Genomic DNA, 17,423 nt, shown 5'->3' with positions numbered 1-17,423 from the left:
CTTTCTAGAGATACAACAGAAATGGAATTTCTCAAAAGCTATTTGAAAAAAAACTATGCAGGGATGCAACAAGAATCCAAGCAAGATAGAGATATATCCATACAACTTCTAATCTAGTTTAAATTTAATCATACTCGGTTAGATCGACTTGTCAATTAAAGAATACCCTAAAAACAAGCATAGTAGGTAACATCTTACAGCATGATATATATAGACAAAAATATAATTATTAGGTAATATTATTATTCTATAATTATCTGACGATAACAATAACTGCCCATCATGTAAAATAGCAAACAATGAAAAAAATATTAAGCCAGCATGACAGTTTAAACAAAGAGTTAATCCATACGATTGATCAGTTGATTATGGATACCGGTAACTATCAAGCAATCGAGCTATTACTAGCTTTATCCTTATTGAGATACTCGGACTATGAACAATGGAGGATGGGAAAGATTCAATATCTTGTCGATATTATAGACCATCGACAAAACGATATTATTAATATTTTAGAGCAAGCTGAAGCTTATGTATGCTCTTTAAAATTAGTCGCTGAACCTTTATCTTTTCCTCAGTGGGAAGTCAGCGGACAAAATAATACCGTCGCCGTGTCAGCCAACAGCAGTACTTTTTCTGATTTTTTAAGCAAACAGTATTTGCGCGTCAACCACGATGATCAAATGGATCTTTTCTTTGATAATCAAGCACTCAATATCATCAATGATTTAAAACGTGCACTTATTTCCCGCAACATTCAAATGGCCAGCAAAAAGTTTCAAGCACTTTATGATATTGAACCACAGAATAAAATCATTGCCCCAGCAAAAACCTTATTAGATGCCTTAGTCAATGCTCTGGAAGAGGAACAGATCAGCGATCCCAACAGGGAAATGGATTATTTACTCAATGAATTAGCACCATTAGCCTGTAGCACCTTGGCCGGACAAGAACGTGATTATATGGCATTATTCTGGCGTCGTTTGGCACGTTATATCAATGATGCAACTTACCATGAAAAATCTTTAGCTGGGAATAATTTTCAATTACACAGCTCTGTCTGCTATACCCAAATTCCAGATTGGCAAGCTGTCATTGAGAGCATTGAAAATACACCTGAGATGGGTCAACATCAGGAACTACTGAGTCGTTATGCAATTGCATTTAGACATTCAGGTCAGACAACGCATTATCATCAAGCCCTTTGTCAATACTATTGGCAATTTATTGATAAGAGTGACAATGACAATGAACTGATTAATGATGATTCCATGCTAAAAAAAATCTGGCAGCAATTTTTAGATCAAGAACTGGATAAAGCCTGGGGTATCAATAATTTTACTTGTTGGTTACTTATTAAAATTCCGGGAATTGCTCATCATATAAAAACAAATAATAAAACACCTGAAACATTTGAATTATTGCAAAACCTGCTATTGACTGAAATCAACACTCAAGAAGCCTGCATTTCATTGAGAAAACGTTTACAAGAGACTGAACCGGATATGCTTAAGCATTACCTCAAGACCCAAGGTGTCTAGGTAGTTATGAATCTATCAATAAGGTTAAGTGACAGCCATCAGCATATTTCGTATTAGACGTCAACTACCTTGATAAAGTTGTTAATTCACTTTCTTTGCACTCTAAGCGCTCATATTTGAAAAACTGAAACTAACAATTTCAAGCAGAATAATCTAATTTTCACTATAACTCCTAGAAAATAATTTAGGCCACCCATCATTTACCCATTATTTGTAAGCGCTTAACGAACAGCGTTCTTTACCTTTTCCAATTCTGATTTTTTAAAATTCCAGGGAAGCAATGCTTCCAGCTTTTCAACCGTATCCGCATAAGGTAATTGGGTTAATACATAGACTATATACGCATATGGCTCAATATCATTGGCCTTAGCAGTTTCAATAAAACTATAATGAACTGCACTGGCATGTGCACCCTTTGGCGTATCTGAAAATAACCAGGCCTTTCTACCCACGCAGAATGGACGGATAGCATTTTCTGCCAGCACATTACTGATATTCAACCGACCATCTTCACAATAAACAGTCAGCTTAGGCCATTGATTATTAATATAGGTGAGTGCTTTTCCTGTCAAGTATTAGGCGACAATTAACTTGTCCGGTCGGCGACAACTAGCTTGGCCGGTTTGATACACTCCAGACACATTAATCGAGAAGGATTTTTATGTCTGGAAAATCAATTACCCAAGAACAGGTCAAGTTATACATGTCACATCGAAAACAACCGAATCACACTCAAGCTTCATCAGCAGCCAAAGCAGGATTTTCAGAAAGATCAGCGCGACGCATTGATACAGGTAAGCACCCCGGCGGCACCACACAACCCAGACAGTACAAAACTCGAAAAGATCCCTTAAATGGTGCTTTTGAACAACATTTAGTGCCCTTACTTGAGATTGAGCCCAAACTACAACCCATTACCTTATTAGAAGCACTGGAAGAGCTAGAACCCGGTCAATTTGACAACACTCACCTAAGAACACTGCAACGCCGAGTCAAACGCTGGCGTGCTCAGGAAGGACCGGAGCAAGAAGTTATTTTTCAACAAAAACACATTGCCGGTGATATGGGTATTTCAGATTACACCTGGGCTAATGAGCTTAAAATCACGATTGACGGAGAAGAGTTTAAACACAAACTTTATCACTACCGATTGGTTTATAGTGGCTGGACTTATGTTCAAGTTGTCTTAGGTGGAGAGAGCTTTGAATCTCTTTCTTCAGGCTTACAAAATGCGCTATGGCAATCAGGCGGTGTCCCTGTAAGCCACCGAACCGATAGCCTAAGTGCTGCATTTAACAATCATTATGAACAAGAAAAGCTGACCGAGCGTTATGAAAAATTATGTCAATACTATGGTATAAAAGCCACTCGAAACAATAAAGGCATTGCCCATGAAAATGGAGCCATTGAATCCCCTAATGGTCATTTAAAACGCCGAATCGAACAAAAGCTACTCCTTCGTGGCAGTCGAGATTTTACCGCCTTATTGGATTATGAAGCCTTTATTGATGACATCGTTCGCCAAATAAACATACGCTGTAAAACACGATTTAATGAAGAAAAAGCACACTTAAAACCGCTTCCCAGCCGCCGCACCAATGGCTTTAGTGAGCTCTATGTTAAAGTCACCACAAGGAGTACCATTTCAGTTAAACGAGTCACTTATACCGTACCCTCCCGATTGATTGGTACCACGTTATTGATCCATATTTATGATCAACATTTAGATTGTTTCTATGGTCATGAATTGACCTTAAGTTTAAAGCGTATTTATGCACACCGCCATATCCGTTCGCGTTCAATCAATTATAAACATATCATTCACTCGTTAGCCAAAAAGCCCAATGCCTTTAAATCATCGGCTTACCGAGATGATATTGTCCCAGAAGGTGATTTCACCCTGATTTGGGAAAATCTCAAACAAACGGGCATTCATGATGATGATTGCCGTTACATGGTGAGCTTGCTGTCCATTGCCGATGCCTATGATTGTGAAGCAGCGCTGGGTCGTTTTGTCTTAGCCTCGTTAGAAGCCGGCAGTCGAGTTTCCATCAAAGCGTGCCGTGACTTTTTTGCGCCCATGTCGGTTGATAGACCTCAGTACACCAGTCAGCAACATGACTTATCGACCTACAATGTATTACTGGGGAATTAATATGGCCAATGCACAAAGTTTACCGTTTTTACTCAAGAATTACGTTTAACGACCATGGTCAAACAATGGCAGCAGGTTTCACAAAAAGCCATTGAATTAGATTGGGAGCCTGAATTATTTTTAGCCCATTTATGTGAATTAGAAACCAGTTACCGGCATGACAACAAATTAAAGCGCTTATTAAGAGAAAGCAAACTACCCATTGGTAAACAGTTATCACAGTATGACTTTAATGAAATAACCGGTGTGACAGCCCAACAGCTCAAACAAAAAATCACTCAGTTAGACTGGCTCAGGCAAGGACATAATCTGCTTTTATTTGGTGCCAGTGGTCTGGGGAAAACGCATTTAGCCGCCGCTATTGGTTACGCACTCATCGAGCAATCAGTGCGGGTTAAATTCATGAGCAGCACTTCATTGGTGCAAATGCTTCAAAAGGCAAAAGAAGCGTTATCTCTGGAATTTGAACTGAAAAAGCTGGATAAATATGAGCTACTTATTCTTGATGATATTGGCTATGTCAAAAAAACCAATAGTGAAAGCCAGGTACTATTTGAATTAATTGCGCACCGATATGAACGCAATAGCTTGCTCATTACCTCAAACCAGGCTTTCAGTGAATGGGATAGTATCTTCACTGACAATATGATGACAGTGGCTGCCATTGACCGACTCATTCATCATGCGTCTATTTATCAAATTGAAGGCGACAGTTATCGTAGAAAACAAGCGATGAAAGGCTTAGATTAATGGCTAACTCATTGATCGCTGAACATTTTAAAAGCAAGATAAAAAGCATAGAGCGGGCGAAAAGCCAAAAAGCTCAAAGTGGCCTCGTGCAAGAGCAAAAGCCGCACATCGGTCGCTTTTCGCCCTAGAGCCAGATCAAGAGCAGCGACTAAAGAAAAATCAAGTTAAAAAGAAGAGCAGACAATTAAAGGAGAATAATCGATTGTAAAAAACTCACTATGAATAAAATAATAAATTAGAAACCGGCCAAGCTAATTGTCGCCAACCGGACAAGGTAGTTGACGCCAGATATAAAACCATTCCCCTTTGTCATCGCACTGGTTTGCGTTGTTGCACCCAGCAACTTACGCTTGTAATAGCCAAAACGTTTGATGGGTAGCCCATGTTCCTGACAATAGGATGCCTGGCTGATACTGTTTTCATTCCATTGATTAACGTAGTCTTGCCAAAATTGTTTTGAGTTGGCTTGGGTTTCTGGTTTCATTGATATGTCTCATAATTAATCGATGGATTGATTATGAGGCAGGGGAGATATTTTTTGAATAACGCTAGATGGTTAAGCGCTTACCATTATTTAATCTCAAAAGATGGGTGGACAAAACCATGATTGAACTGGTGCTTTGGATCAATATAGTGAAGTGCATTTTTGTAATACCAGGCAACAGGAATTTTTACTTTTAGTTATAAATGTTTTTCCATTGCCCTGCTTTTATATAATAGGCGTGCAATACGTATCCCATAACTGAACTTGCGATAAAAAATCACATAGGGACTAAGTTCATATCTCTGAAGCTGTGGTCGAATAGAGGTTGAACGCCCTAAATCTTGGTTACCGACTAAGGTATGAAAAGCTGAAACTATTCGAAGTTGAAATTCATCTGCCTGTTTCTCCCCCCATTTATTCAGTCCACGCAAATATATGTCAATTAAATCCTGCTCTGCATAAGGCGAAATTTTATAGATTGCCACGTTTTTGGGCTTCCTTTTTGACATGAGACATTAATGCTTCATCATCCCAAGCTTTAGCTTCACCTTTTTCACCTTCAATTAACTGACTCAACAGCCATTCTGAGCCTTGTGATTCCTCCAATTTACGTAAAGCATCCCTGACAACTTCACTTGTGGAAGTATAGCGACCACTTTTGACTAGCGACTCAATAAAATTCTGTTGATATTCACCCAAAGTAATACTGGTAGTACGTGGCATGATGAAAATCCTCATAATAATTTACAATCCATATAACACATATTAACACAACATTTGGATTTCATCACACTAACTAGATCGTGATTACAAAATTTACGTTGAAAGTTGTCAGCCCACAAAACCATTTGCGGGGCAGCAAAACAACAAATGTATAATTTGTTGTTTTTATTTTATACTAATGGTTTGTGTGGATGGTTCATTATTATACGACTTTCGATTGAAATTACGTCCGACCAGCATCAACGCTTGAAAGCGGCTACAGCTCTTAAGGGGGAATCGATTAAAAACTATATGCTTAAACCTAAAAAAATCAGTTGAACCTACTGCGACCGCCTTATGCACTGAATCTTAAGGATTTTCCAGAACATTTTGACTTCACCCGTAGGGTGACTACGAATAAAGCCAAAATAACCTGTAAAACCCTTAATCTTCAGCACCTAAGTCGCTCTCGCTACAATTCAACTGATTATTTTAGGTGCATTATTATTCTAAAATGTCTGCTAATTTTTTAGACATTTAACTGAACGTAAAAATATGAATATCCTAAGATATAAACTCAGTCTTCATTCTTTTTTAACTTTCTGACATGGTCTAATAACTCTTCATCGTCCCATTCCCTACCACCAACAGCACGATAAACCAGCTTGCCTTCAGGTGAGACGACAAAGGTGGTAGGTAGTCCTTTCACAGGCCATTGTTCTGTGATTGTTCCTGTCGTATCAAGCAATAAAGTAAAACTCACTGGATAATTACCGGTAAAAGTAAAAATAGCATCTTCACTCTCGCCAACATTAATCGCTAACATGGCAATACCCTGATCTTTTATTTTATTCCATGCACGTTCCATTGAAGGCATTTCTTCACGGCAGGGAGGACACCAGGTCGCCCAAAAATTAATAATAACCGGCTGGCCTCTATAATCCGATAGCTTATGCGTCTTACCATCCATATCCTGTAAAGAAAAATCCGGTGCCATAATAGGCTTATCAAGTACAGTTAAAGACTGCTCTGAAAAAACATTATTACTGAGCAATAGAAAAATACCAACAAGGATGGTTTTATAAAAAAGCTTAATCATAGTTTGAATCTCATATTTTATTATCTGAATCTTAGGGGGTTGTTTATCTTTTATCAGTAGTTATTTGTCTTCCGGACAATCTATGCCTCTTATCCATTGCGAAAAGCGCTTCTCTCCTACTTGCCAAAACACTTGCAAATCAAAGTTTGCTCCTGGTTTGAGCCCGAAACTGATCATACCCCAATTATAATCACCCTTAACATCAAATTGTTGTTCACTTGGAAAAGTCGCCCAACGAAAGGCAATTTTGGCTGAGGGTTTAACTGCCGTTTCACCTTTTGCCAAATTAGACCACTGCTCAGCCCAATCTTCTTTAAGCTTAACACCACGCACCTGCGCCGCAGTTTTAACTCGCCACTCCCGGAGTTTCACAGAAATAATGGCCTCTTCTTGTTTCGAGGTATTTTTTACAATAGTCTGCATAATACATTGAGTCGCAATGTCATTTGCCTGTGACTTATTAAAGCCTCTGGCCAGAAAAAAGCCCCGTGTCTGGTCAGGTAAACGCTGAACTATCTGTAGTTCAAAGCCTTTTTCAGATAATTTCCACGATTTCAAGGCTGTGGTTTCATTTTCAGATGAGCTAACTTCTGCCATGAGTGGCAAGGAGGAAAAGAAAAAAACTGGAAAAAAACAATAAAGGAATAATTTTTGCATCTTTTATGTTAACTTTATAATTAATTCAATGAGAACTCATTATTTATGAAAAACAAAGAATTGCAAGCACTTTTTCGCTCTCTGGATAATTACGAAATAGATTGCCTAAAACAAAGCCAAAAAGTATTTGAAATAGACACAAATATCCGTTTTACCAGTGTTCAGGCTTATATGAATCACTTAGCCATGATGGTGATCGACAGACAAAACAATGGTGAGTTTGTGCCTCGCCATATTGACGAAGCACGAGCAGGTCGATATTTGTTGTAGCGAAGAAGATTATTGAGCTTGTTGCATCTGCATCGCTTGTGCACGTTGAACATAGTCCTGGTAGGCAGGGATTGCAATAGCCGCTAAAATACCCCCGACAACGATTAACAATGGAAATGCTAAAGCCAAGGCTTTAATCGTCATGCTGTTTTCAATAGGCTCATGACCGAAATTATTACTGCCTTCTGAACCTGAGAAAAATAAAATATAAATTACCAACACGAGATTTAATACTGGCACAAGAAACAATAAAAACCACCAACCACTTTTATCTAAATCATTTAAACGTCGCTTACCGAACATGACGGCCAAGACAATAGAAAACACATAATATAAACCAATAACAAATATCACCCCTAAAGGCATCTCACCTTGGTTCATATCGACATTTGCGCCTAACACACCCACTATTGCCATCAATATAGCCATCACAATAAATAGCAATATAGTAGCGCCAAAACTATAAGCGAGGTATCTTAAGCGGCCAATACGCCCACTAAAACTAAAGAATTTGGGTTGATATTTTTCCTGATGAGCAGAGTTTAATACAGCTTCGGGAGTAGAGTACGGATTTTGTTCTGACATAATAAATTCCTTTTTAATTGTCATTAATTTTTGTTGCTACAAATTTTTAGACGTTAATATTAATTAGCTCAGCAAGTATTCATTACTCGTGTTCGATTAATATTTCACAAGAGGGAGGCATTCTACCTGATAGAATATTTATTGTCAGTCATCCATTTCTGACAAATAGGCCATGATTGCCTGAATTTCTTCTGCTTCCATGTCTTCAAACATGTCTTCAGCATACTCATGCCAGCGTTCACCACTGGCAAAGTCTTGAATTTGCTTCGTCATATATTCTGTATATTGACCGGCAAGCGGTGGTGTATCTGAGCCTTCTTTACCTCTACCCTGCTTGCCATGACACAATTGACAGTCATCAATATAGAGCTCCTTACCTAATTCAAAATCACCCTCTGCCTTAGGAATATTAAATACTTTTTTAGCAATTAATAATTTTTCATAGGCCGACATCGACTCATCAAATTCCGGCATGGTGCTTGTAAGCTTAATTTGTGATAAAAAAGCAGCCAATGATGGAATATCACTATCCGGCAATTCACGATCATTAGCATAAGGACGCATGGGCATATTCTTGCGTTTTTCTTCTTTAAATAGATGGATTTGAGCTTTAATATAAGCCTCTGGTAAGCCCGCTAAACGTGGGTATTCGCCATTTTTTCCACCCTGACCATATTCACCATGACAGCCCGCACAGACTTCATTGATTTCCTCGCCTAGATCTAAATCAATCTCTATTTCTTCAGCATAAACAGTAGTAATTGACAAAATAAGGCATAAGACTAATAGAATTTTAAACACATGCAAGCTCATATTAATAGTAACCCCATTGAACCTTAAGGCAGATCGCCCTTTTTAAATAAATAATACCCGGCATAAGCACTTAAAGTCCCTAAGGATACAGGATAGACAATAGTCCAGATGATATAACCTGTCTCACTAAAAAGATCCAGAATAACATAGGCTGAAGGGCCTAAAATCACTAATTGCGGGTCAAATAATACCATTGCCGCAGTACGGAATACTTGTAATGGGTTCAACAATGATAAAAGAACAGCAGTATCTGATGGCAGACCTTCACGGATCATAATTCCAAGAAGAATGAGATCGAGGAATAGTAAAAAAGTCAGCCACACCATAAACGCCAGGCCTTGAGCCACATCGGAACTTTTGGCAATACTGGAGATCAACATGCCAATGCCTAAAAAGCACCAGGCTACTGCTAATAATAAGCCGGTATAGCTCAAAAAGAGTCCCCAGGGGATTTGTGCGCCTTTGAGCGAAGCCCATATTACCGCGCCAATCATGGCCAGAAATACCGGTAAAAAAACAACGATAAAACGTCCCAAGAAACGTCCCCAAAACCATGCAGCAAGAGAAATGGGCAGTGAAAGTAAATATTCAAACACCCCTGCTTCTCGGTCACCGGCAACTGAACGCACCGTCGTAATCAGAACGAACACCGGTAAAATGGCAATGGTTAATTGAATATAGGTAATTAATAGGCGGGTGAGTCCGGTGAAGCCCATAATACGGCTTTCGGTAATACCAAAGACAAATAACAGCACAACGATACCACCGAACACACAACTATACACAATAAACCATTTTGCGCGCAGTGATTCGATAATATCAGCCCAGGCTGTTAACCATAAATGTTTCATTTCATATTCACTTTTTTATACTATTCATTAAAAATTATAATTTCAGGGAGCTAGTGACTTAAATTGCCGCCATGGATATTTAATTTCTGTTCAACTTCTTTGATATGTAACACAGCCTTATTATAGTTCATTGCATCGTCACGTTTGTTAGCAAGCGCACCTAAACCATAGTTCATTGGCGATGCAGGCACTTTGATAAACCAAGCCGATTTTGCGTTAAGCCAGTCTTTAGTTTGATAGTCATTAACCCATATTTCTGTTTTAGGATCAGCCAGGTATTTTTGTGCCTGTGCATCATCACTTTGCAACCATAAAACCGCACAGCCCATATCATCAAATTTGTAGACTTTAGAGCGTTTTCCTTCAGGAAAAACACGAATTTGTGCAGCAAAATTACGTTCACTGAGCATCATCTGGCAACGGTCACAAGCATCTCGATCCCATTTAACTTCAACGACGCCTGTTTGCTTACTCTCACTACAGGCCGTTAAAAAAATAGCCATAGAAAGCAGTATGACTAACAATAAACTATTCCACATTAAAGATTTTGTCATTTTTTCTGATCTTCCATGTGAATATCTTTTAAAATGGCGGCATAGCGTGACAAAACACCCAAGAAGCGCAAACGGTCGGGACCGGCAATTTTACCAAACCATTGAATGCCATCTTCAGATTCAAAGTTCCAAGCCTTAATTGCCTTGGCAAAAGCTTCGTCAGCACGTTTGATCTTTATTTCACTTTGCAATACGCTATCTAAATCAACCTCGTCTTCAACGCGGTCATCAAGGACAACGATACCCTGATCCATTTCGATCACTCGATTAACCAGAGCGGCCACTTCATCCAGTCGATGACTAGAAATCAGCATAACGGCTTCATCTTTTTTCTCAGCCAACAATTGAAAGAAAATATGCCGTGCTTCAGGGTCAAGGTTGGCAGCAGGTTCATCAAGAATAAGAATTTTTGCATCACGCCCAAGGGCAATACTAATTAATATTTTTTGTTTTTGCCCACCCGACAGCTTAACAAAGGGGCGTGATTTCAATTGCTTAAAATCCAAGCCTAAACGTTCTGCCACCTTAATCATTTCCAATGGGTCTGCATCACATAGGCTCGCAGCGAAGCTAATTAATTGACCGACAGGCATTTTTAAGGGTGGGGGTAATTGTGGTACAAAGCCAATTTCTTTGAGCACGAGTTTACGTTCTTCTCGTGGATCAAGACCATTAACACGCACTTCCCCTTCACAGGTATACTCACCCAAAAGGCAGCGGATCATGGTGGTTTTACCGGCACCATTAGAACCCACTAAGGCAATTCTATCACCGGTTTTAATGTCCAGATTCATACCTTTTAACACTTCAGTACGACGAAAGGACTTTTTTACATTATTAAATTTAATCATCTTTACTTCTCGCTAACAGCCTTTTCAGTCGATGGCTCACTAGTAGTCTTCTTCGGTGGCATCAAACTTTTTTCTTCATAAAGTGAGAGATCTTTTTCGGGCTTATGTGTCAGCCCGACAAACTCAAAGTTTAGCGAACTGGTTGGGCAGGCATCAATACATAAACCACAGCGAGTGCAATCAGCACCCAAGCCCACTTCAATTTCTGTGCTACGATTTTTAATCGTCAAATCCAATACGTGAGGTACTAAGCACACATTTCGGCAATCCCCCTCATGTTTACAATCCGTTAGATCATAAGTCACTCTGAGGGGTGAAAAAACACCCACGATACCATAAGTAATACCTATCGGACAGACATAACGACACCAGGCTCGACGGGAGAGAAAAATTTCAAATAATAACAATAATGCTACCCAGACTAGGGCTAAAGTAGGACCATAAATAATGGCTCGACTCAAAATCCCCGTCGGTGAAATGAATTCATAAACCGTGTAGCCCGTAATGATAGCCATTAAGGCAAAGAGGACATAAAAAACAGCCCTTACACCACGGTGAAAAGTATAGTCCTTTGCCCAGCCTCGTTTTGCAAACCACAAGTGCAACATTTCAGCCCATTCGGCAACGAGATGATACGGGCAAACCCAGGAACAAAAAGTACGTCCCCCGAGCAGAAACCACATAATAAAAATGGTTACAATACCAATCAGTAAATTGATTAAAACCGTTTTATGCGCCAACATAACTTGTAGCGCAGAATTTAGGTCAGCCATGTGAAATCCGGCAAAGCGTGATGCGGTTAACGCCCCTTCTAAGAGCTGAATATCAAGGGAAAAGGACAACACAAATAGTAAATTAACCAGCACTAAAGTCAGCCAGCGACGTTTACGCCATTTGTTTTTTGAATTTTTATGATGCTCATCATGTAAGGCCACTAATTCTGCCTTGGTCACTTTTACGCCTTTTTTATAAAAATAAATTTTCTGGGCATCGGATGAAATTTCATTTTTACGAGGCTTTCTGGGAGTGCGACCAAAGAGTTGTGCTAGGGATTCTATGTAGCGATTCATCAGTGGCCTCCTTTTTTGCTCTTGAGCATATAGTGCTCGCTCAAGGGTATTTTAGTCAGCTTATCATAGTCAATAATGATCGATGGCACGGCCGTTGGGCAAATCATTTCACACACACCACAGCCCACACAACCATCATAAATAACCGGCTTCATGTGTTTGACGCCATTGCTTTCGGTGATTAATTCTAGACCGATAGCGCGTTGAGGGGGACATTGGTTTTCATCACCCGAAGGATATTTACCCTCCTGACATTGATTGTAACGCTGTTCTATAGGACAGGCTTGAACACAAAGATCACAGATTTCAACATCATAAGGATTATCTTTTAAGGGAATAGGATTCCAACGGTCGATTTCTTCATAACGCAATAAGCCTTCATAGTCTGGCCCTCTAGCCTGACCTTTAAAGCCTTTGCCTGCGACGGCCAAACATAGTTTAGGCTTATCAAAAACAGCAAAGCCCATGCGTGTGTCATGACTATAATCCAAGGTATGAGTCAGCGAACCCGTGGGACAGGCCAATACACATTGCAGGCCATCACAGGAAAAATCACAGGCTTGTTCACGGGCATCAATATAAGCGGTCCCCAAACCATAGCCACTATCAATATCATCCAGCTTAACGGCATTGACTGGACAAACTTGCACACATTGACCACATTTTATGCAGGACGACAAATACTGCGCTTCAGGTAAGGCTCCCGGTGGACGTAAACGCTGGCGCTTACCCTCTGCCGGTAAGGGTATAAAACCTAACATGGAAATACTGGTTACGCCTGCAGTCAGAGCCACTGAACGTAAAAACTGACGTCGTGCTTGTTGTGCTCTTTTGCCCGGCCCTTTGGTAATTGTCTTAGTTTTTACAGAGAGTTTTTTTTCTGAGTCTTTCATTGCAAATAGCCTCTCAGTCTTTTTTCCAGTGCGGTTTCACCAGGATGTTTATCGTCTGCTGGAGTGACATTATCACTCGTCGCATTCAAACTCACATCCATGATGGGAGCGCTATCGCGTAAAATTAACTCCGGTTCACTAAAAGGTGCTAAGCGTTCCAGAAAATCTAACAACTCCAACATGGCAGAACCCTTGTAAAACTGAGCACCGGGTACATCTCGCCAGATACGATCCGCATAAGCGTAAATATCATGTGGGGTGTCACCAATATTGTCATGATTCAAATCAAAGCCTTCGTAGTCATCCCAATAATTGCCATCCCATTCATTACGTTTCGCAGATCTCCCCCCTGCTACGATGATTTGACTTATGTTGGCTTTAAAGTGATTATTTTTAAAGATATTATCTTTCCAGTCAGCAAGAAAGCGAATACCGATGCCATTAAAAGCCACTAAATTATTCGTAAAATAGTTTTTTGTACCGGGTTGATACGGAGAGACGTCAATGGAAAGACCCACGGAACTAAAAAGAATCCTATTGTCTTCAACGATAATATCGGATGTTTCTTTAAAGCCGATACCCACACCCGCAGCACCTGTGGCATGGGAAATGGTATTATTACGAATAATGACACCATCGCTATACATCAAAAAAATACCCACCGAGGTATCATAGTATTCGTTACCGATCACTTGATTATATTGTGAATACATAAAATGCAAACCATAACGTCCACCACGAGTAGTATTATCTTTTATGAGATTGTTTTTAGAATACCAGACCACCATATCGCGGGTATCATTAATGGTATTGCCAATTATTTTATTATTAAAGCTATACCAGAGACGTATTGCGTCACCTCGCATACCCAACTCTTCATCCTTAGAACGAATGGAATTGCGTTTAATAACATTATTTTCAGATTGTTGTAAGTCAATACCAAATAGACAATCATCAATTACATTGTCTTTAACCACATTGAAGTTGCCACGCACTTGCACACCAGAGTCTAAGTCATTGTGGTGTTCGCCAGAATTGGTCAAATGCAGGTTTTTTATCACCGCGCCATCGGTATCAATAATAATAACCGAGCCTTTACCACCGGAATCAATTGTCACCTTACCCTGACCATCCAGAGTAATGGCTTCTTGAATAATAACTGGCCCTGAATAGGTGCCTGGAGGGATGATAAGCACATCACCTTGCTCCATTTTATCAACCAGTGGCTGCAAAGGTGGAAAATCAGCATGGCTTAAGGCACTGATAAAGAAAAGCATAAAGCCAATAAGTCGTATTATCATCGTTACAATCTTTCTGCGTTTAAGCGGTTTATGAGGAAGATACCAATTATAAAGATTCTTTACGACGTATTAAAGCTATCGTGAGCAATAATGCAGAATTTAACATCATTAAACCAAAACCAAGGCTTGGATAAGAGAATGTGGCAAATTGTGCGACCTTACCCTCACCGAAAACCGTAGGCATGAAAGGCTTAACAGCAAATGCCCCCATATCATTCAGAGTATGACCATACCACCATAACCAAGAGGCGTAATCGATGATAAAAAATACCGGCAAAGCCATAGGGACTAAAATCATCAGCCAGTAAAATAGGTTTTTGGTGGCCTGAGTCCCAACAATTAAAAGCAGTAACATTGCAGCAATTAAGCCAAAAAATACCACATGAGTCGCTATTCTCAGTGTTTTCACCATGGGCTGGATTTCATCCTGGTTATTAAAATAACGCCCTAACACCTTGCCATAATGCCATGCCATGATTTGATAGCCATTGCCTACCCAGTCATCAGAAACTCGATTATTAGCGAGGTCATTATCATAGGTTTCTTTCAATTGTAGAATTAATCTTTGTTTATCAATACCTTCATCGTTTTCAGCTTTGGCTGACTCTTTTTCACTCTGAGTTTGTTCATCATCCAAGCCTTCAACTTCTCTGCCAGCCAAAGAATCTCTTAATTGCCTCAATGCTATGTCCGAATCAACCTTAACTGCATCTAAACTTTTATCATTGGCATCTTGATCCAGTTGGTTCATCAAGGCGTATAAATAGCCTTCATTTTGAAAATTCAAACCATCTTCTTTGTAAACCGTCATCGTCATCCAGACCGCATTCACCGCAAAAGTGACTCCAAGAAATATGCGCCGCTTTTTAGGATCGGAAATCGCAAAGCCTATGACCATAAGAATCAGCAAAGTAATTAAAAAGGGTGAAAAGCCACGTTCAATTGGCCCACCAGCAGCAATGGGATACATGCCGACATAGTGGTTAATGGTGTCCATTTCATGCACACAATCAAGCGCTTCTTCCTCTATAATTTCATCTTTGACCACTAATCTACAGCCATTAAACACGCCGTTCATGTGGAAATTAATGCGTACACCATCGGGAAAAGCGGCTTCGGGATAATTAGGGGCAGTCAAAGCCACCCACCAGATAGGAGTGAAATAAACGGCAATCATTAGGAGGACGGAGGCAATTGATAACGAGGTAATGATAAGAGGGTTTTTATTAGCTTTCATTGACAGAAGATCCTTAAATTATAGCACCAGCATTTGCCTCCCCAAGCACCTACTATGCACATTTTTTAGTACGTTTACGAAATAAAATTCAAGGCACAAAACTTATTTAGTAATAGCACTCAGTAAAACATTGAATTAAGTCTATCCATAATTTTTTTGCTTCGGCAAAAAATGACTGAGTGTGGGGGGGGGGTAACTGTTAATCTTAAAAATATCACAATCTAAAGCCCCCCCCCTTCAATCCCCCCTTCTAAAGAAGGAGAAACTCAAGCATTAATCAAAATCAGGATTCATATAATCTTTCGATGGTGCCAAATCTTCCTTAGGCACAGGAATACTGGCAACATAGCTGATCACATTTACCATATCTTCATTGGTGAAACCATTAATTTGTTCAACCATATCGGGATTTGCATTACGACGTTTGCCATCTCTGATCCATTCGAACTGTCTCAACATATAATTATAATGCTGACCCGCAAGGCGAGGATAATATTTATCAGCATCACCCTGTCCAATGTCACCATGACACTTCACACAGTTATCAGCATACAATTTTTTACCCTTAGCTAAATCAGCAGTAGCAGGTCCCTTACCATTATCTGGATTCATTTTCAGACGTTGGATATATTCTGCCACATCAGCAATCGCCTGCTCATCACCAATAGACTCAGGCAAAGCAAAAGGATACATAGTTGGGTTGTCACGATTCAAGGCACGAATATCAGCCAATTGCTTGATCAATACTTTTCTATGCTGACCTGCTAGTTGTGGGAAAGTACCTTCTTTAGTACCCCAGCCTTCTGGCAAGTGACAAGCGGAACAAACTTCAAAAACTTCCATGCCATTTTCGTGATTAGGTGTTAAATGTAATGCGGCATCCTGTTCACCGCCACCCTTATTCCAACCCGCTGCTTTTGCATGTGCATCTGATTCAGAAGCAAAAGTAAGGCCGCTAACTGCAATGGCTGTTGTGAAAGCCAGCATGCTAATTGCTGATTTTAATTTCATGTTTGGTGAACTCCCCAATTATGTAAAAATATTTCAAGTAGTACAAAGGTTGTACTCAATTTAGAGGTATTTTTTCATACCCTAGACTGATATACCTTGATAAACATCAACGCCTGCTAATATTCTAAAGCCCAACAACGACAGACATTGTAGGGTGGACAAGCAAGCTTATCCACCTTTGAGACTAAAAGTTACTGCTCTGACAACCACTTAGCAATGGCTTTCTTTTCTTCATCCGTGGTCATATGAATAATGCCTTTCATCATGGCTGTTTGGCCATTGGCACGCGCACCACTTTGAATGTCTTTCATTTGATTATAAGCATAATCAGCATTCTGACCTGCCAATTTAGGGAATGTTGCCATCATCGGTGTTTTGGCATCTTTACCATGACAAGCAGAACAACCGCCCTTTGTCGCATCCAGATATAAAGCACCGCCATCCAATGCCATGACATTTGAGGTATAAGAAATACCTGCAAAACACATAGCAGCAACTGTTAGCTGAGTTAATTTTTTCATAATTATTCCTAATCGTATTAAATAAATAAGTTGGCTAAAAAATGAGGGGGAACAAATCATTGCTCCCCCCTCATTTGA

At 39.7% G+C, this 17,423-nt stretch carries 21 protein-coding genes and 1 pseudogene; 5 read left to right on the top strand and 17 right to left on the bottom strand.

The window, feature by feature from the left end; translation table 11 throughout:
* The first annotated feature begins 299 nt into the window (after positions 1-299).
* The gene (locus JEU79_RS13155; protein WP_198264473.1) at positions 300-1,541 is read left to right on the top strand and encodes a hypothetical protein; all 1,242 of its coding nucleotides are present in this window, start codon (positions 300-302) and stop codon (positions 1,539-1,541) included.
* A 221-nt stretch (positions 1,542-1,762) separates the two neighbouring features.
* On the opposite strand, the pseudogene JEU79_RS13150 reads toward JEU79_RS13155, so the two are convergent.
* A pseudogene (locus JEU79_RS13150) lies at positions 1,763-2,107 on the bottom strand (IS66 family transposase); the annotation flags it as partial.
* 95 nt (positions 2,108-2,202) lie between these two features.
* On the opposite strand from JEU79_RS13150, the gene istA reads away from it, so the two are divergent.
* Positions 2,203-3,696 (top strand): IS21 family transposase, encoded by a 1,494-nt coding sequence (istA, locus tag JEU79_RS13145; protein ID WP_198263001.1) that lies wholly within the window; start codon positions 2,203-2,205, stop codon positions 3,694-3,696.
* Between the two features lie 54 nt (positions 3,697-3,750).
* Positions 3,751-4,446, top strand: a complete 696-nt coding sequence (gene istB, locus JEU79_RS13140) for an IS21-like element helper ATPase IstB (RefSeq protein WP_198264471.1) — start codon at positions 3,751-3,753, stop codon at positions 4,444-4,446.
* 235 nt (positions 4,447-4,681) lie between these two features.
* On the opposite strand, the gene tnpA is transcribed toward istB, so the two are convergent.
* The 3 genes from tnpA to JEU79_RS13125 all read right to left on the bottom strand — a co-directional run bounded on the left by tnpA (position 4,682) and on the right by JEU79_RS13125 (position 5,653).
* Positions 4,682-4,930, bottom strand: a complete 249-nt coding sequence (gene tnpA / locus JEU79_RS13135) for an IS66 family insertion sequence element accessory protein TnpA (RefSeq protein WP_198264470.1) — start codon at positions 4,928-4,930, stop codon at positions 4,682-4,684.
* A 197-nt stretch (positions 4,931-5,127) separates the two neighbouring features.
* On the bottom strand, positions 5,128-5,415 hold the full coding sequence (locus JEU79_RS13130) for a type II toxin-antitoxin system RelE/ParE family toxin (RefSeq protein ID WP_198264469.1): 288 nt from the start codon (positions 5,413-5,415) through the stop codon (positions 5,128-5,130).
* Positions 5,402-5,653, bottom strand: coding sequence for a type II toxin-antitoxin system ParD family antitoxin (locus JEU79_RS13125; RefSeq protein ID WP_198264468.1), 252 nt, complete (start codon positions 5,651-5,653; stop codon positions 5,402-5,404). The genes JEU79_RS13130 and JEU79_RS13125 overlap by 14 nt, the downstream gene beginning before the upstream one ends.
* A 147-nt stretch (positions 5,654-5,800) precedes the next feature.
* On the opposite strand from JEU79_RS13125, the gene JEU79_RS28630 reads away from it, so the two are divergent.
* The gene (locus JEU79_RS28630) at positions 5,801-5,971 is read left to right on the top strand and encodes a hypothetical protein (protein ID WP_425511176.1); all 171 of its coding nucleotides are present in this window, start codon (positions 5,801-5,803) and stop codon (positions 5,969-5,971) included.
* A gap of 238 nt (positions 5,972-6,209) precedes the next feature.
* Here the strand turns inward: JEU79_RS28630 and JEU79_RS13115 are convergent, their stop codons facing one another.
* Both JEU79_RS13115 and JEU79_RS13110 read right to left on the bottom strand, forming a co-directional pair.
* On the bottom strand, positions 6,210-6,731 hold the full coding sequence (locus tag JEU79_RS13115; protein WP_198264467.1) for a peroxiredoxin family protein: 522 nt from the start codon (positions 6,729-6,731) through the stop codon (positions 6,210-6,212).
* A 60-nt stretch (positions 6,732-6,791) separates the two neighbouring features.
* Complete coding sequence (locus tag JEU79_RS13110; protein ID WP_198266002.1) at positions 6,792-7,328, bottom strand: hypothetical protein; 537 nt, start codon at positions 7,326-7,328, stop codon at positions 6,792-6,794.
* 105 nt (positions 7,329-7,433) lie between these two features.
* On the opposite strand from JEU79_RS13110, the gene JEU79_RS13105 reads away from it, so the two are divergent.
* The gene (locus JEU79_RS13105; RefSeq protein ID WP_198264466.1) at positions 7,434-7,658 is read left to right on the top strand and encodes a hypothetical protein; all 225 of its coding nucleotides are present in this window, start codon (positions 7,434-7,436) and stop codon (positions 7,656-7,658) included.
* Positions 7,659-7,667: 9 nt separating this feature from the next.
* On the opposite strand, the gene JEU79_RS13100 is transcribed toward JEU79_RS13105, so the two are convergent.
* From JEU79_RS13100 to JEU79_RS13050, 11 genes are all read right to left on the bottom strand, one after another.
* A complete protein-coding gene (locus tag JEU79_RS13100) occupies positions 7,668-8,243 on the bottom strand; it encodes a DUF805 domain-containing protein (RefSeq protein ID WP_198264465.1) in 576 nt (191 codons plus the stop codon).
* Between the two features lie 144 nt (positions 8,244-8,387).
* On the bottom strand, positions 8,388-9,044 hold the full coding sequence (locus JEU79_RS13095) for a c-type cytochrome (RefSeq protein ID WP_214660565.1): 657 nt from the start codon (positions 9,042-9,044) through the stop codon (positions 8,388-8,390).
* A 35-nt stretch (positions 9,045-9,079) separates the two neighbouring features.
* Positions 9,080-9,907 (bottom strand): ABC transporter permease, encoded by an 828-nt coding sequence (locus JEU79_RS13090; RefSeq protein WP_198264463.1) that lies wholly within the window; start codon positions 9,905-9,907, stop codon positions 9,080-9,082.
* Positions 9,908-9,957: 50 nt separating this feature from the next.
* Entirely contained in the window at positions 9,958-10,461 is a 504-nt protein-coding gene (locus tag JEU79_RS13085) for a nitrous oxide reductase accessory protein NosL (protein WP_198264462.1), read from the bottom strand.
* The gene (locus JEU79_RS13080) at positions 10,458-11,312 is read right to left on the bottom strand and encodes an ABC transporter ATP-binding protein (RefSeq protein ID WP_198264461.1); all 855 of its coding nucleotides are present in this window, start codon (positions 11,310-11,312) and stop codon (positions 10,458-10,460) included. The genes JEU79_RS13085 and JEU79_RS13080 overlap by 4 nt, the downstream gene beginning before the upstream one ends.
* Positions 11,313-11,314: 2 nt before the next feature.
* On the bottom strand, positions 11,315-12,382 hold the full coding sequence (locus JEU79_RS13075; RefSeq protein ID WP_198264460.1) for a NapH/MauN family ferredoxin-type protein: 1,068 nt from the start codon (positions 12,380-12,382) through the stop codon (positions 11,315-11,317).
* Positions 12,382-13,275 (bottom strand): 4Fe-4S dicluster domain-containing protein, encoded by an 894-nt coding sequence (locus JEU79_RS13070; protein WP_198264459.1) that lies wholly within the window; start codon positions 13,273-13,275, stop codon positions 12,382-12,384. The genes JEU79_RS13075 and JEU79_RS13070 overlap by 1 nt, the downstream gene beginning before the upstream one ends.
* Entirely contained in the window at positions 13,272-14,576 is a 1,305-nt protein-coding gene (gene nosD, locus JEU79_RS13065; protein WP_198264458.1) for a nitrous oxide reductase family maturation protein NosD, read from the bottom strand. Before nosD ends, JEU79_RS13070 begins: the two co-directional genes overlap by 4 nt.
* Before the next feature lie 46 nt (positions 14,577-14,622).
* The gene (locus JEU79_RS13060) at positions 14,623-15,813 is read right to left on the bottom strand and encodes a hypothetical protein (RefSeq protein ID WP_198264457.1); all 1,191 of its coding nucleotides are present in this window, start codon (positions 15,811-15,813) and stop codon (positions 14,623-14,625) included.
* 273 nt (positions 15,814-16,086) lie between these two features.
* A complete protein-coding gene (locus JEU79_RS13055; RefSeq protein ID WP_198264456.1) occupies positions 16,087-16,824 on the bottom strand; it encodes a c-type cytochrome in 738 nt (245 codons plus the stop codon).
* Positions 16,825-17,015: 191 nt separating this feature from the next.
* On the bottom strand, positions 17,016-17,345 hold the full coding sequence (locus JEU79_RS13050) for a c-type cytochrome (protein ID WP_246540271.1): 330 nt from the start codon (positions 17,343-17,345) through the stop codon (positions 17,016-17,018).
* Positions 17,346-17,423: the final 78 nt, after the last annotated feature.

The organism is sulfur-oxidizing endosymbiont of Gigantopelta aegis, from assembly GCF_016097415.1.
GTDB lineage: Bacteria > Pseudomonadota > Gammaproteobacteria > GRL18 > GRL18 > GRL18.
The sequence above is the reverse complement of the archived record's forward strand: the minus strand, read 5'-3'. Positions and strand labels throughout refer to the sequence as shown.